The 15582-nt window shown below is 67.3% G+C and carries 12 protein-coding genes; 9 read left to right on the top strand and 3 right to left on the bottom strand.

Translation table 11 applies throughout. From position 1 onward, the window contains the following. The first annotated feature begins 1 nt into the window (after position 1). From AB3K92_RS36710 to AB3K92_RS36690, 5 genes are all read left to right on the top strand, one after another. Positions 2-1348, top strand: a complete 1347-nt coding sequence (locus AB3K92_RS36710) for an ATP-binding protein (RefSeq protein ID WP_021164092.1) — start codon at positions 2-4, stop codon at positions 1346-1348. 118 nt (positions 1349-1466) lie between these two features. After that, positions 1467-2951, top strand: a complete 1485-nt coding sequence (locus AB3K92_RS36705) for a DegQ family serine endoprotease (RefSeq protein WP_011353057.1) — start codon at positions 1467-1469, stop codon at positions 2949-2951. Positions 2952-3055: 104 nt separating this feature from the next. After that, entirely contained in the window at positions 3056-3493 is a 438-nt protein-coding gene (locus tag AB3K92_RS36700) for a carboxypeptidase-like regulatory domain-containing protein (protein ID WP_021164093.1), read from the top strand. Between the two features lie 132 nt (positions 3494-3625). Next, positions 3626-3985: a DUF427 domain-containing protein gene (locus AB3K92_RS36695; RefSeq protein WP_021164094.1), complete on the top strand. Its 360-nt coding sequence runs from the start codon at positions 3626-3628 to the stop codon at positions 3983-3985. A 28-nt stretch (positions 3986-4013) separates the two neighbouring features. Then, a complete protein-coding gene (locus AB3K92_RS36690; protein ID WP_060330725.1) occupies positions 4014-4721 on the top strand; it encodes a CoxG family protein in 708 nt (235 codons plus the stop codon). Between the two features lie 41 nt (positions 4722-4762). Here AB3K92_RS36690 and AB3K92_RS36685 read toward each other — a convergent pair whose 3' ends face one another. Further along, positions 4763-5776 (bottom strand): helix-turn-helix domain-containing protein, encoded by a 1014-nt coding sequence (locus AB3K92_RS36685; protein ID WP_048024985.1) that lies wholly within the window; start codon positions 5774-5776, stop codon positions 4763-4765. Positions 5777-5928: 152 nt separating this feature from the next. Between AB3K92_RS36685 and AB3K92_RS36680 the strand changes: the two genes are divergently transcribed. Then, the gene (locus tag AB3K92_RS36680; RefSeq protein ID WP_048025028.1) at positions 5929-6594 is read left to right on the top strand and encodes a cysteine hydrolase family protein; all 666 of its coding nucleotides are present in this window, start codon (positions 5929-5931) and stop codon (positions 6592-6594) included. Positions 6595-6694: 100 nt separating this feature from the next. Here the strand turns inward: AB3K92_RS36680 and AB3K92_RS36675 are convergent, their stop codons facing one another. Beyond that, positions 6695-7336, bottom strand: coding sequence for a TetR family transcriptional regulator (locus AB3K92_RS36675; RefSeq protein ID WP_021164098.1), 642 nt, complete (start codon positions 7334-7336; stop codon positions 6695-6697). Positions 7337-7738: 402 nt separating this feature from the next. Here AB3K92_RS36675 and AB3K92_RS36670 point away from each other — a divergent pair, with 402 nt between their 5' ends. From AB3K92_RS36670 to AB3K92_RS36660, 3 genes are read left to right on the top strand one after another with little or no spacing between them, the layout of a single operon-like run. After that, positions 7739-9016 (top strand): efflux RND transporter periplasmic adaptor subunit, encoded by a 1278-nt coding sequence (locus AB3K92_RS36670; protein ID WP_060049512.1) that lies wholly within the window; start codon positions 7739-7741, stop codon positions 9014-9016. A 15-nt stretch (positions 9017-9031) separates the two neighbouring features. Beyond that, entirely contained in the window at positions 9032-12232 is a 3201-nt protein-coding gene (gene bpeB / locus AB3K92_RS36665) for an efflux RND transporter permease BpeB (RefSeq protein ID WP_059490398.1), read from the top strand. Beyond that, entirely contained in the window at positions 12232-13755 is a 1524-nt protein-coding gene (locus AB3K92_RS36660; protein WP_193093683.1) for an efflux transporter outer membrane subunit, read from the top strand. Before bpeB ends, AB3K92_RS36660 begins: the two co-directional genes overlap by 1 nt. Positions 13756-14146: 391 nt before the next feature. Here AB3K92_RS36660 and AB3K92_RS36655 read toward each other — a convergent pair whose 3' ends face one another. Then, positions 14147-15523, bottom strand: a complete 1377-nt coding sequence (locus AB3K92_RS36655) for a nucleobase:cation symporter-2 family protein (protein ID WP_021159518.1) — start codon at positions 15521-15523, stop codon at positions 14147-14149. Between the last annotated feature and the right edge of the window lie 59 nt (positions 15524-15582).

Below are 15582 nucleotides of genomic sequence, written 5' to 3'. Positions count from 1 at the left end.
CGTGAGGTCGATTCGTCATCAATTGCTGATCTGGCTGCTCGCGATCGTCGTCGCGGGCGTGGGCATCGCGGGCTGGCTGATCTACCGGCAGGCGCTCGCGGAGGCGAACGAACTGTTCGACTACCAGTTGCAGGAAATCGCCGCGGCGCTGCCGTCGGAACCGTTCTCGCAGGTATTCGGCTCGCGTACCAACGGCGACGAAGGCATCGTGATCCAGATCTGGAACCGCAACGGCGTGCTGATGTACTTCTCGCATCCGCGTGCGCCGATCGCGCCGCGCGCGGAGCTCGGTTTCTCGACCGAGCGCACCGATCGCGGCGAATGGCGCGTGTACGGGGCGATCGTCGGCGACAACGTCGTGCAGCTCGCGCAACCGCTGTCGGTGCGCAACCGGCTCGCGGCGAACGTCGCGCTGCGTACGCTGTGGCCGCTGATCGTGCTGCTGCCGTTCCTCGGCGCGGCCGTGTGGGTGATCGTCGGGCGCGGGCTCGCGCCGCTCGGCCGCGTGACGCGCGCAGTCGAGGCGCGCCGGCCGGAAGCGCTCGATCCGCTGCCCGATGCGCGCCTGCCGCTCGAGGTGCAGCCGCTCGTGCGGGCGCTGAACGGGCTGCTCGCGCGGCTGTCGGCCGCGCTCGACACGCAGAAGGCGTTCGTGGCCGACGCCGCGCACGAACTGCGCACGCCGCTCGCGGCCGTGCAGATCCAGGCGCAACTCGTCGCCCGCGCGAAGGACGACGCATCGCGCCGCGAGGCGGTCGCGGATCTCCAGGATGGCGTGTCGCGCGCGACGCGTCTCACGGAGCAACTGCTCGCGCTGGCACGCGCCGAACCCGACGGCGCGACGATGCGCGAGCCCGTCGACCTGCAGGCACTGCTCGCCGAATGCGTGGCTGCGCTTGCGCCGCTCGCGCAGCGGCGCGACATCGATCTCGGCTTCGAGGAGACGCACGCGGCGAGCGTCGTCGCGGACGTCGGCGCGCTGCGCGTGATGTTCGGCAACCTGCTCGACAACGCGGTGAAGTACACGCCGGACGGCGGCCGCATCGACGTGTCGCTCACCCGCGACGCGGCCGGCCGCGCGTGCGTGCAGATCGGCGACAGCGGGCCCGGCATCCCGGCCGACGAGCGCGAGCGCGTGTTCGACCGTTTCTACCGCGACAGCTCCGCGCGGGCGCGCACCGATGTGTCGGGCAGCGGGCTCGGGCTCGCGATCGTCAAGCGCGTGGCGGCGCAGCAGGGGGCGACGGTGTCGCTCGGCGACGCGGCCGCGGGCGGCCTGCTCGTCAGCGTCGTGTTCCGCGATGCCGAGATGCCGGCCGAGGCGCCGCAGCCTTCCGAATCCGTGTGACGCGTGCCGCGTGCCGCCGGGCGGGCGCCGGCGGCCGCTTAAGCCCCGCTTAAGGCTGATTAAGCCTCCTTTAAGTCAGGGTCGTTACGCTGCGTCCTAACAAAGAGGAGGTCCTACGATGAATACCCGATTCCTTGCGCGCGGCGCCGTCGCGGTCGCCGTGGCGGCCGCCCTGTCCGCCGGTTATGTCGCCGGCACCCGCCGCGCCGATCCGCAGATCATCACGCCCGCGCAGGCTGCCGCGCTGATGCCGGCCGAAGCGGCCGCCAAGACCGGCATTCCCGATTTCTCCGGGCTCGTCGAGACTTACGGCCCGGCGGTGGTGAACATCAGCGCGAAGCACGTCGTGAAGCAGGTGTCGCGCCGCGTGCCGCAGCCGCAGCTGCCGATCGATCCGAGCGATCCGTTCTACCAGTTCTTCAAGCACTTCTACGGCCAGGTGCCGGGCATGGGCGGCGACGCGCAACCGGACGACCAGCCGAGCGCGAGCCTCGGTTCCGGGTTCGTCATCAGCTCCGACGGGTACATCCTCACCAATGCGCACGTGATCGACGGCGCGAACGTCGTCACGGTCAAGCTGACCGACAAGCGCGAATACAAGGCGAAGGTCGTCGGTTCGGACAAGCAGTCGGACGTCGCGGTGCTGAAGATCGATGCGAGCGGCCTGCCGACCGTGAAGATCGGCGACCCGGCGCAGAGCAAGGTCGGCCAGTGGGTCGTCGCGATCGGTTCGCCGTACGGCTTCGACAACACGGTCACGTCGGGCATCATCAGCGCGAAGTCGCGCGCGCTGCCGGACGAGAACTACACGCCGTTCATCCAGACCGACGTGCCGGTGAACCCCGGCAACTCGGGCGGCCCGCTGTTCAACCTGCAAGGCGAGGTGATCGGCATCAACTCGATGATCTATTCGCAGACGGGCGGCTTCCAGGGCCTGTCGTTCGCGATCCCGATCAACGAGGCGATCAAGGTGAAGGACGAACTCGTGAAGACGGGTCACGTGAGCCGCGGCCGCCTCGGCGTCGCCGTGCAGGGGCTGAACCAGACGCTCGCGAGCTCGTTCGGACTGCAGAAGCCGGACGGCGCGCTCGTCAGCTCGGTCGATCCGAACGGCCCGGCCGCGAAGGCCGGCCTGCAGCCGGGTGACGTGATCCTGTCGGTCAACGGCTCGCCGGTTGCCGATTCGACGTCGCTGCCCGCGCAGATCGCGAACCTGAAGCCGGGTTCGAAGGCCGACCTGCAGATCTGGCGCGACAAGTCGAAGAAGTCGATCAGCGTGACGCTCGGCGCGATGGCCGATGCGAAGCTCGCGTCGAACGACGGCGGCCCCGTCGAGCAGGGGCGCCTGGGCGTTGCGGTGCGTCCGCTGTCGCCGCAGGAGCGCAGCGCCGACAACCTGTCGCACGGCCTGATCGTGCAGCAGGCCGGCGGGCCGGCCGCCAACGCGGGTATCCAGCCCGGCGACGTGATCCTCGCGGTCAACGGCCGCCCGGTCACGAGCCCCGAGCAGTTGCGCGACGCAGTCAAGGGCGCGGGCAACAGTCTTGCTCTGCTGATCCAGCGCGATAATGCCCAGATCTTCGTGCCGGTCGACCTGAGCTGACCGGCCACGGCCGACGGCCGGCCAGGCCGGCCGCGGCGGGCGCCGCCGCCGCTCGAATGCGTGACGCCGCGCCCTGTATGTGTTCCGACCCCAAGGAGAGAGCCATGCAATATCTACGCAACGTGTCCCGATTTGCCGTCGCCGCGGCGCTGGCCGCCGGCCTCGCGGCCGGAGCGTCCGGCGCGTACGCGCAGTCGGACGGTTTGCCCGCCGCGGGCCAGCAGGGCGACGTCACCTTCGTGTCCGGCGGCGTCGGGCAGGACGAGTCGACGGCGTTCCAGCGCAACGAGCCGAAATGGCCGCTGGCGCTGCGCTTCACCGGCAAGGGCGGCGAGTTCCTGGCCGACGTTCATGTGCGGATCGTCGACGGCAAGGGCAACGAGGTGCTGAAGACCGACGCGCGCGGGCCGTACATGCTCGTGAAGGTGCCGCCGGGCCGCTATACGGTGCATGCGTCGTACCAGGGCAACGAGGAATCCCGTGCCGTCACGGTCGGCGCGAAGGGCGGCGCGAAGACGGCGTTCCAGTGGAGCGCGCAGTAGCCTGCCGCGCGCGGCGCCGGCCCGGGTCGCGCATTCGGCTGCGGTTTCGCCCATAATGAAAGCCACGGCACCCGTGCCGTGGCTTTTTTCGTTTCCTGAGCCCGGCCTGCCGGGTCGTCCCAAGGAGAAACGATGTCCGACGCAGCCGACCCTCGTCTCGAAATCGTGCCGAACCGTCATCGCGTGCGCGTGATCCATCGCGGCATCACGTACGCCGATTCGCACGGCGCGCTGACCGTGCGCGAAACGGGCCTGCCGGACATCCACTACCTGCCGCGCCGCGACGTCAACATGCGCCGGCTCGTGAAATCCGGTGTCACGTCGGTCTGCCCGTTCAGGGGCGAGGCCGTGCACTTCGACTTGCAGACGGAAGACGGCGTGATCGAGAACGCCGCATGGAGTTACGAGGAACCGAAGGAGGCGGCGTCGGCGCTCGCGCTCTACGTCGCCTTCGACGCCGCACGGATCGACAGCCTCGTCGAGACATCCTGATGCGGCGCGTGTTCACCGGGGAGGCGTCATGGAACTGAACGACACATTGCGCATACCGCTCGCGCCGCCCGTCGTGCGGGAGGCATTCGAGGATCTCGCGCTGCTGCGCGCGAGCTTCGATCATTGCGAATCGTTCGTGAAGCTTGCTGACGGCGAGTTCGCGCTGACGATCACGGTGCCGCTCGGCCCGCTGCGCGCCCGCTACGAAGTGCGTGCGCATGCGGCCGCCGAGCAGGGCGATGCGGAAGGCCAGCCGCGCCGCGTGCTCAATTTCAAGGCGCGGGCCGACGGGCTCGGCGCGCTGCGCGGCCAGGTCGAACTCGTGCTGATGCCGGATGACGACGCGGACGCAACGCGTATCGAGTACGTGGTCTGGGCGACGGCGAGCGGCCCGCTCACCGAGCTGCCGGGGCGGCAGATCGAAAATACGCTGCGCGAATGGACCGACGATTTCTTCCGTGAATTCTGCGCGATCGTACAGGCGAAGCACGGCCTCGCACCGAATCGCGCGCGCTCGGCCGCGCCGCGGCGCCAGCACGTGTTCCTGCGGCCGGCGTCGCTGGTGGCCGCGACGAAGCGGGCGCTGCCGCCGCACCTCGGCGGCGCGCTGACCGGGCGTGCCGCCAGCGCACTTCCGCATCGCGGCTCCGGCACGGTGCCCGTGTGGGCGTGGGCCGCGATGATCGTCTTCGTCGCGCTGCTGCTCTACGCGGCGCGCTGGATCAACGGCGGCTGAGTGGCCGGCCGTTTCCGCTGCGAGGCTCGCCCGCCGCGCGCCTACCGCGCGGCATCGGCGCCGGCTCCGGCGCCGCGAAATTCCCTTCGATACGCCGACGGCGACGTGCCGAGCGCGCCCGCGAAATGCTGGCGCAGCGACACGCTCGACCCGTAGCCGGCCGCCTGCGCGATCGCATCGATCGACTGCCCGGTGGTTTCCAGCAGATGCTGCGCACGCGCCAGCCGCTCGGCCTGCAGCCACGCGGTGACGGTCGTGCCGGTCGCCTGGCGGAAGTGGCGCGTGAACGTGCGCCGGCTCATCAGCACGCGTTCGGCAAGCGAATCGACGCTGTGCGCGGCGTCGAGATGCGCGCGCACCCAGTCGAGCAGGCCCGCGAGCCGTGCATCGCGCGGGTGCGCGGCGACCGGCTGCGGCACGTATTGCGCCTGCCCGCCCTGACGGTGCGGCGGGATCACGAGGCGGCGCGCGATCTGGTTCGCGGCGTCCGAGCCGAAGCGCCGCCGCACGACGTGCAGGCAGCAGTCGAGTCCCGCGGCCGTGCCGGCCGACGTCATCAGGTTGCCGTCGTCCACGTACAGCACGTCCGGATCGAGCTTCACGCGCGGGAAGCGTTGTGCAAAGTCGTCGGCCCATGCCCAGTGCGTGGTGGCCGGGCGGCCGTCGAGCAAGCCGGCCGCGGCGAGCACGTACGCGCCGAGGCACAGCCCGACGAGTTGCGCGCCGCGCGCGGCGACCGCGCGGACGGCGTCGAGCAGCACGTCGGGCGGCGCTTCGTCCGGGTCGCGCCACGCCGGCACGATGACGATGTCCGCGTCGTCGAGCCCGTCGAGGCCGTAGGGCGCGGTGATCGTGAAACCGCCCGTCGTCGACAGCGGGCCGCGCTCCGCCGAGCAGACGCGAAACTCGAACGCGGGCGACGCGGCTGCGTCGCGCTCCTTGCCGAACACGACGGACGGCACCGACAGGTGGAACGGGCTGATGCCGTCGTACGCGATCACGGCAACGACGGTCGGAGCGGTCGGGGCAGGCCGGGTGGACGAGGCGGCGGTCATGGCGGGCTCCGGATGGGTGATGGCCCGATTCTATCGAAGAATGGCTATCGGGCCACTGTCCGCGTGAGCGACGCGCCCCGACAATGCATCGCATCGCGCTGCTGACCACCCCGTTCCGGGGCGGGGCCGCGCCCCTGGACCAGGAGCCCGCCATGTCGAACGCCGTCCCGCATTCCGTTTCCCATTCTGCTTCCCGCCGCGCACTGATCGTGATCGACGTCCAGAACGAGTACGTGACGGGCAACCTGCCGATCGAATATCCGCCGCTCGACGTGTCGCTCGCGAACATCGGCCGCGCGATCGATGCCGCGCATGCGGCCGGCGTGCCCGTGATCGTCGTCCAGCACGTCGCACCGGCCGGCGCGCCGATCTTCGCGCCCGGCACCGACGGCGTCGCGCTGCACGCGGTCGTCGCCGGCCGGCCGTACGCACACCTGATCGAGAAGACGCACGCAAGCTCGTTTGCCGGGACCGACCTTGCAGCGTGGCTCGATGCGCACGGGATCGACACGCTCGCGGTGGCCGGCTACATGACGCACAACTGCAATGCATCGACGGTCTATCACGCGGCGCATGCGGGGCTGAATGTCGAATACCTGAACGACGCGACGGGCGCGCTGCCTTACGAGAACGAAGCAGGCGCGGCGAGCGCCGAGGAGATTCACCGCGCGTACGCGGTGGTGTTCCAGTCGAATTTCGCGGCCGTGATGTCCACCGATGCGTGGATCGCGGGGCTGGCAGGTGCGCCGATGCCGAAGCGCGATTCGGTCGCCGCGTCGAACCGGCGGGCCCGCGCGCAGCGCGCGAAGGCCGCCTGAACCGGGCGGGGAGAAGGGACGGCGGGTCGGGCGTCGGCGCGATGGGCGGCCCGCCCGATGAAACGAAGACCCGAATCGCTGGCGAACGCGCGTCGCGCGGTCATTCGCCGTCCTTCAGCATCGCTGGGCTGTAGCGCAGCATGTCGAAACAGCCGTCGACGAGCTTTTCCGCATGCTGCTCGGCGTCGATCTCGTCGGGCAGCATCAGCATGTCGCGCACGAAACCGCTGACGAGCGTGTGCAGCATCAGCGTCGCGCGCCACGTATCGAGCCGCTCGGGCAGCAGCTTGAGTTGCACGGCCACCGCGAGATCGGCGTCGATCGCGTGCAGTGCCTCGCTCATCCCCGCGCGGTTGCGCTGCAGCAGCGGCTCCAGGTCCGCGACGTATTCGCACTTCATGAACAGGATGCTGAACACGCGGCGCAACTGCGCGTCGCGCTGCACGCCGAGCAGGCACCAGATCAGGATCTGGCGGATCTTGTCGAGCGGATTGCCGCCCGGCGCGTCGAGCGGCATCCGCTTCAACTCGTCGATCGGCAGAAACACGCGGTCGAACATCGCGTCGAACAGTTCGCTCTTGTTCGCGAAATGCCAGTAGATTGCGCCGCGCGTCACGCCGGCATGTTGCGCGATGTCGGCGAGCGACGTGTGCGACACGCCTTTCTCGAAGAACACGTGCTCGGCGGCGTCGAGAATGCGATTGCGCGTCTCGAGCGCCTCCTCCTTGGTACGTCTGACCATGTGCAGGCCTGATTGGATCGATCGTAGGTGAATATAGGGTCTGCAACCCTCTGCGCGGTCATATAGACTGGCTAGGATCGCGGCTGGTAACAATCCGTAAGACTGGACAGCCGGTCGCGCACAAGCGGGCTTTTTACATACATTCATGAATGTATATACAATACCACCCTACGATCGAATGACCCAAGTGGCAATCAGTTAATATCCCACTCTGCTGATTCCCGCCAAAGTACCAGTCCGCAGTTGCGGGGCATCCTGTCGGCACGGAGGTTTCGTGCCGCTTGCTGTATCTAGCAGTCCAGTAATTCAGGTGTTCGATCTGCGCCGTGAGGCGCATCCGTGTTGCGCTCGCTCCGGTCGGGTGTGGCACTTATTCCATTGGTTATACACAGAGGTCGCTCCATGCGCGTCGAACGGGTTCCATACCGCTTAATCACTGTCGCGACGGCCGCCGTTTTCCTGGCCGCGTGCGGGAAAAAAGAATCGGCACCGCCGCCGCAAACGCCGGAAGTCGGCGTCGTCACCGTCCAGCCGCAAGCCGTACCGGTCTTCACCGACCTGCCGGGCCGCACCAGCGCGTTCCTCGTCGCGCAGGTCCGCGCGCGGGTCGACGGCATCGTGCTGCGTCGTGAATTCACCGAAGGCACCGACGTCAAGGCCGGTCAGCGCCTCTACAAGATCGACCCGGCGCCTTACATCGCCGCGCTGAACAGTGCGAAGGCAACGCTCGCGAAGGCGCAGGCGAACCTCGTCACGCAGAACGCGCTGGTCGCACGCTACAAGGTGCTGGTGGCCGCGAACGCGGTCAGCAAGCAGGACTACGACAACGCGGTGGCCACGCAAGGCCAGGCCGCGGCGGACGTCGCGGCCGGCAAGGCGGCGGTCGATACCGCGCAGATCAACCTCGGCTATACGGATGTCGTGTCGCCGATCACCGGCCGCGTCGGCATCTCGCAGGTGACGCCGGGCGCGTACGTGCAGGCGAGCCAGGCGACGCTGATGTCGACGGTGCAGCAGCTCGACCCGGTGTATGTGGACCTCACGCAGTCGAGCCTCGAAGGGCTGAAGCTGCGCCAGGACGTGCAGAGCGGGCGCCTGAAGACGAGCGGCCCGGGCGCGGCGAAGGTGTCGCTGATCCTGGAAGACGGCAAGACCTATTCGGAGCCGGGCAAGCTGCAGTTCTCGGACGTGACGGTCGACCAGACCACCGGCTCGGTGACGATCCGCGCGGTCTTCCCGAACCCGGGCAAGGTGCTGCTGCCGGGCATGTTCGTGCGTGCACGGATCGAGGAAGGCGTGAACGAGAACGCGTTCCTGGTGCCGCAGATCGGCGTCACGCACGACCAGAAGGGGCAGGCGATCGCGATGGTGGTGAACGCCAGCAACAAGGTCGAGCCGCGTCCGCTGAAGACGACGGGCATGCAGGGCCCGAACTGGGTGGTCGAAGGTGGTCTGCAAGCGGGTGATCACGTGATCGTGCAGGGCGTCGACAAGGTGCGCCCGGGTGCGACCGTGAAGACGGTTCCCGCGCAGCTCGCACCGGCGGCCGATGCCGCGTCGGGTGCGGCTGCCGCGTCCGCCGCGCCGGCTGCCGCCGGTTCCGGCGCCGCTGCCGCTTCCGGTGCTGCCGCATCGGGCGCTGCGCCGGCGAGTGCTGCCGCTGCTTCGAGCGCGCAATAACAGGGAGCCTGTTTCATGGCAAAGTTTTTTATCGATCGCCCGATCTTCGCGTGGGTGATCGCCATCATCCTGATGCTGGCCGGGGTTGCGGCGATCTTCACGCTGCCGATCTCGCAGTATCCGACGATCGCACCGCCATCGATCCAGATCACCGCGAACTACCCGGGCGCTTCCGCGAAGACGGTGGAAGACACGGTGACGCAGGTGATCGAGCAGCAGATGAGCGGCCTCGACAACTTCCTGTACATGTCGTCGACCAGTGACGACTCGGGCAACGCGACGATCACGCTGACCTTCGCGCCGGGTACCAACGCCGACATCGCGCAGGTCCAGGTGCAGAACAAGCTGTCGCTCGCAACGCCGATCCTGCCGCAGGTCGTGCAGCAGCTCGGCCTCTCGGTGACGAAGTCGAGCAGCAGCTTCCTGCTGGTGCTCGCCTTCAACTCCGAAGACGGCAGCATGAACAAGTACGACCTCGCGAACTTCGTGGCGTCGCACGTGAAGGATCCGATCAGCCGGTTGAACGGCGTCGGCACCGTCACGCTGTTCGGCTCGCAGTACGCGATGCGGATCTGGCTCGACCCGAACCGCCTGACGAACTACGGCCTCACGCCGGTCGACGTCAGCTCCGCGATCACCGCGCAGAACGTGCAGATCGCGGGCGGCCAGATCGGCGGCACGCCAGCGAAGCCGGGCACCATGCTGCAGGCGACGATCACCGAATCGACGCTGCTGCAGACGCCCGAGCAGTTCGGCAACATCCTGCTGAAGGTCAACCAGGACGGCTCGCAGGTTCGCCTGAAGGACGTCGCGCAGATCGGCCTCGGCGGTGAAAACTACAACTTCGACACGAAGTACAACGGTCAGCCGACCGCGGCACTCGGTATCCAGCTCGCGACCAACGCGAACGCGCTCGCAACCGCGAAGGCCGTGCGCGCGAAGATCGACGAACTGGCACCGTTCTTCCCGCACGGCCTCGTCGTGAAGTACCCGTACGACACGACGCCGTTCGTGAAGCTGTCGATCGAGGAAGTGGTCAAGACGCTGCTCGAAGGTATCGTGCTCGTGTTCCTCGTGATGTATCTGTTCCTGCAGAACCTGCGGGCGACGATCATCCCGACGATCGCGGTGCCGGTCGTGCTGCTCGGCACGTTCGCGATCATGTCGATGGTGGGCTTCTCGATCAACACGCTGTCGATGTTCGGCCTCGTGCTCGCGATCGGCCTGCTGGTCGACGATGCGATCGTGGTGGTGGAGAACGTCGAGCGCGTGATGGCCGAAGAGGGCCTGTCACCGAAGGAGGCGACCCGCAAGGCGATGGGCCAGATCACCGGCGCACTCGTCGGCGTGGCGCTCGTGCTGTCGGCGGTGTTCGTGCCGGTGGCGTTCTCGGGCGGTTCGGTCGGCGCAATCTATCGCCAGTTCTCGCTGACGATCGTGTCGGCGATGGTGCTGTCGGTGCTCGTCGCGTTGATTCTGACGCCGGCCCTGTGCGCGACGATCCTCAAGCCGATCCCGCAGGGGCATCACGAAGAGAAGAAGGGCTTCTTCGGCTGGTTCAACCGCACGTTCAACAACAGCCGCGACAAGTACCACGTCGGCGTGCACCACGTGATCAAGCGCTCGGGCCGCTGGCTCATCATCTATCTGGTCGTGATCGTCGCGGTTGGCCTGCTGTTCGTGCGCCTGCCGAAGTCGTTCCTGCCCGATGAAGACCAGGGCCTGATGTTCGTGATCGTGCAGACGCCGTCGGGTTCGACGCAGGAAACGACCGCGAAGACGCTCGCGAACATTTCCGACTACCTGCTGAAGGACGAGAAGGAAATCGTCGAATCGGCGTTCACGGTCAACGGCTTCAGCTTCGCGGGCCGTGGCCAGAACTCCGGTCTCGTGTTCGTTCGCCTGAAGGACTACTCGCAGCGTCAGCATGCGAACCAGAAGGTGCAGGCGCTGATCGGCCGGATGTTCGGGCGCTACTCGGGTTACAAGGACGCCGTGGTGATCCCGTTCAACCCGCCGTCGATTCCTGAACTCGGTACGGCGGCCGGCTTCGACTTCGAACTGACCGACAACGCGGGTCTCGGCCACGATGCGCTGATGGCCGCGCGTAACCAGCTGCTCGGGATGGCCTCGAAGGATCCGACGCTGCAGGGCGTGCGCCCGAACGGCCTGAACGATACGCCGCAGTACAAGGTCGACATCGACCGCGAGAAGGCGAATGCGCTCGGCGTGACGGCGGATGCGATCGACCAGACGTTCTCGATCGCATGGGCATCGAAGTACGTGAACAACTTCCTGGATACCGACGGCCGGATCAAGAAGGTGTACGTGCAGGCGGATGCACCGTTCCGGATGACGCCGGAAGACCTGAACATCTGGTACGTGCGCAACGGATCGGGCGGGATGGTGCCGTTCAGCTCGTTCGCGACCGGTCACTGGACGTACGGTTCGCCGAAGCTCGAGCGCTACAACGGCGTGTCGGCGATGGAAATCCAGGGTCAGGCCGCACCGGGCAAGTCGACCGGTCAGGCGATGGCCGCGATGGAAGGGCTCGCGAAGAAGCTGCCGGTCGGTATCGGCTATTCGTGGACCGGCCTGTCGTTCCAGGAAATCCAGTCCGGCTCGCAGGCGCCGATCCTGTATGCGATCTCGATCCTCGTCGTGTTCCTGTGTCTCGCGGCACTGTATGAAAGCTGGTCGATCCCGTTCTCGGTGATCATGGTGGTGCCGCTCGGCGTGATCGGCGCACTGCTTGCGGCGACGATGCGCGGCCTGGAAAACGACGTGTTCTTCCAGGTCGGCCTGCTGACGACCGTGGGCTTGTCCGCGAAGAACGCGATCCTGATCGTGGAGTTCGCGCGCGAACTGCAGCAGACGGAGAAGATGGGGCCGATCGAGGCCGCGCTGGAAGCGGCGCGCCTGCGGCTGCGTCCGATCCTGATGACGTCGCTCGCGTTCATTCTCGGCGTGATGCCGCTCGCGATCAGCAACGGCGCGGGTTCGGCCAGCCAGCACGCAATCGGTACGGGCGTGATCGGCGGGATGATCACGGCGACGTTCCTCGCGATCTTCATGATCCCGATGTTCTTCGTGAAGATCCGTGCGATCTTCAGCGGCGAGAAGGAAGACGTCGACGAGGCGCTGCGCCTGGCTCAGGAGCACTCGCACCACGAAGAGAAGCCGGGCAACGGCGACGAAGGCAACAAGGGACAGTGATGATGCAAAAACACGCTTTGACTGCAATCGCGGTCGCGCTCTTTGCCACGGGCTGCACGATGGCGCCGCATTACAAGCGGCCCGACGCGCCCGTCGCACAGGCGTACCCGGCCGGCGGCGTCTACGCGACGCAGCCGGGTGCGGCCGGCGCGCGCAGCGCGAACGGCCAGGCAGCGACTTCCATCGGCTGGCGCGAGTTCTTCGTCGATCCGCGCCTGCAGCGGCTGATCGAGATCGCGCTGAAGAACAACCGCGACCTGCGCGTGTCGGTGCTGAACATCGAGGCGGCGCGTGCGCAGTACCAGATCACGCGCGCGGGCCTGTTCCCGACGCTCGACGGCACGGGCACGGGCAGTGTCCAGCGCGTGCCGCAAGGTCTGTCGCAGACGGGCGCGCCGTATATCTCGCGTGCCTACAACGTCGGTTTGTCCGCGTCGTGGGAGCTCGACCTGTTCGGCCGCGTGCAGAGCCTGAAGGACCAGGCGCTCGCGCAGTACCTGTCGACGTCGTATGCACGGCAGGCGCAGGAAATCTCGCTTGTGTCTTCGGTGGCTGACCAGTACCTGACGCTGCTGTCGACCGACGACCTGCTGAAGGTCACGGAGGACACGCTGAAGTCCGCTCAGGCGCAGTACGACCTGACCAAGCTAAGGTTCGACAACGGCACGGGCTCCGAGCTCGAGCTGCGTCAGGCGCAGACGGTGGTCGAGCAGGCGCTGTCGAACCAGCAGCAGCAGGCGCGTGCGCGTGCGCAGGCACTGAACATGCTGGTGCAACTGATCGGCGAGCCGCTGCCGGACGACCTGCCGGCGGGCATGCCGCTCGACGCGCAGAACCTGCTGACGGACGTGCCGGCCGGGTTGCCGTCGGATCTGCTGACGCGTCGTCCGGACGTGATGCAGGCCGAGCAGACGCTGCTGGCCGCGAACGCGAACATCGGCGCGGCACGCGCGGCGTTCTTCCCGCGCATCTCGCTGACGGGCGCGTTCGGCACCGGCAGCCCGACGCTGGGCGGCCTGTTCAAGGCCGGCACGGCGGCGTGGTCGTTCGCGCCGCAGATCACGATGCCGATCTTCGAAGGCGGGCAGAACATCGCGAACCTGAACCTCGCGAACGTGCAGAAGCGCATCGAGATCGCGAACTACGAGAAGGCGATCCAGTCGGCATTCCGCGAAGTGGCGGATGGTCTGGCCGCACGCGGCACGTACGACCAGCAGATCGCGGCGCTCGAGCGCAACGAGCACGCACAGCAGCGCCGTTTCGACCTGTCAGACCTGCGTTACAAGAACGGTGTTGACAGCTACCTGTCGGTGCTGACCGCGCAGACGGATCTGTACTCGGCACAGCAGACGCTGATCAACGCACGACTGGCGCGCTGGACGAATCTGGTCGACCTGTACCGCGCACTGGGCGGCGGGTGGATCCAGCGCGCCGGCGAGACGCCGCGCGCGCCGGATGCGCCGGTCGACTACGACAAGGCGGCTGCTCCGGCGCCTGCGTCGGCAGCGGCGACGAACGGGTAAGCGAAAGGCGGGGCAGGAGCGGGCAACCGCTTCCGCCTGCCGAACCGGCGAGATGCAAAAGCGAAAACGCCACGGATGAAAATCCGTGGCGTTTTCTTTTTTGCGGCCGAGTCGTGCGAGACCACGACGGTCGGCGTGACGATGACTGCATCGGATGCCGCTGATGCCGATCACGGCAGACACGCGTCCAGGCGCGATCAACCGATCAACCAGGCAGCCTGTACCGCACCGCACCGCACCGCACCGCACCGCATCGCGTCGCATCGCATCGCAGGCGGCCCCCCCGAGCGCGCGAGGCACCCCGCGTAGCCCGGCCCCGCCAAGCAAAAACGCCACGGCATGCCGTGGCGTTTTCCGTTACCGCTTCGCGCCGTCGTCCGGCGCGTCGTGATCAGTGATGCACGTCGGCCGGGCGGCCGTCGAAGTCGTGTCCGGCGCGGCGGATCTCGCAGCGCGCATCCTTCTCGCCTTTCACGCCGTTGAACACGATGTTCAGGATCACGGCCGATGCCGACGCCAGCAGGATGCCGCTGTGCAGGATCGGGGCGAGCGCGGGCGGCAGCTTCGAGAAGAAGTGCGGCGACACGACCGGCACGAGACCCATGCCGACGCTCACGGCGACGATGAACAGGTTGTGCGAGTTGTTCACGAAGTCGACCTTCGACAGCACCTTGATGCCGTTCGCGGCCACCATCCCGAACATCACGATGCCCGCACCGCCGAGCACGAACGGCGGCACCGATGCGACCACCTGCGCCATCTTCGGGAACAGGCCGAGCAGCACGAGAATCACGCCGCCCGTCGCACACACGAACCGGCTCTTCACGCCCGTCACGCCGATCAGGCCGACGTTCTGCGAGAACGACGTATGCGGAAACGAGTTGAAGATGCCGCCGATCAGCGTGCCGAGGCCGTCGACGCGCAGGCCGCGCACGAGGCGCTCCTGGTTGACCGGACGATCGACCATGTCGCCGACCGCGAGGAACATGCCGGTCGATTCGATGAACGTGACGAACATCACCGTGACCATCGTCACGATCGACAGCGGGTCGAAGTGCGGCATGCCGAAGTGGAACGGCATCACGATGCCGACCCACGGTGCGTGCGCGACGCCGTCGGTATTCACGCGGCCGATCGCGAACGCGATCGCGAAGCCGGCGACGATGCCGAGCAGCACCGAGATGTTCGCGATGAAGCCGCGGCCGAACTTGTTGATCAGCAGGATCAGCGTCAGCACGAGCAGCGACAGGCCGAGATAGACGGGGCTGCCGTACTCGGGGTTGCCGACGCCGCCGGCCGCCCAGTTGATGCCGACTTCCATCAGCGACAGCCCGATCACCGCGATCACGGTGCCGACCACCACGGGCGGGAAGAACCGCAACAGCTTGCCGATCATCGGCGCGAGCACGATGCCGATGATGCCGGCCGCGATCGTCGAGCCGAAGATGTCGAGAATGCCGAGGCCGGGGTTCGTGCCGATCGCGATCATCGGGCCGACCGCCGCGAACGTGCAACCCATGATGACGGGCAGGCGGATCCCGAAGATCCACAGGCCCAGCGTCTGGATCAGCGTGGCGATACCGCACGAAAACAGATCGGCGCTGATCAGGAACGCGATCTGGTCTTTCGGCAGCTTGAGTGCTGCGCCAACGATAAGCGGCACGGCAACAGCGCCGGCGTACATGACGAGGACGTGTTGCAGGCCAAGCGTTACCAGCTTGCCGGTCGGCAGCACCTCATCGCACGGATGGACCGTGTTCGATTGCATCTGTCTCACTCCATGATCTTGTTTTCGGGGTGATACGAAGTTATGCGGAATGAATCCAC

Origin of the sequence: Burkholderia sp. Bmkn7 (genome assembly GCF_041103175.1) — a bacterium.
GTDB lineage: Bacteria > Pseudomonadota > Gammaproteobacteria > Burkholderiales > Burkholderiaceae > Burkholderia > Burkholderia cepacia.
This window is presented reverse-complemented; position numbering and strand designations above follow the sequence as displayed.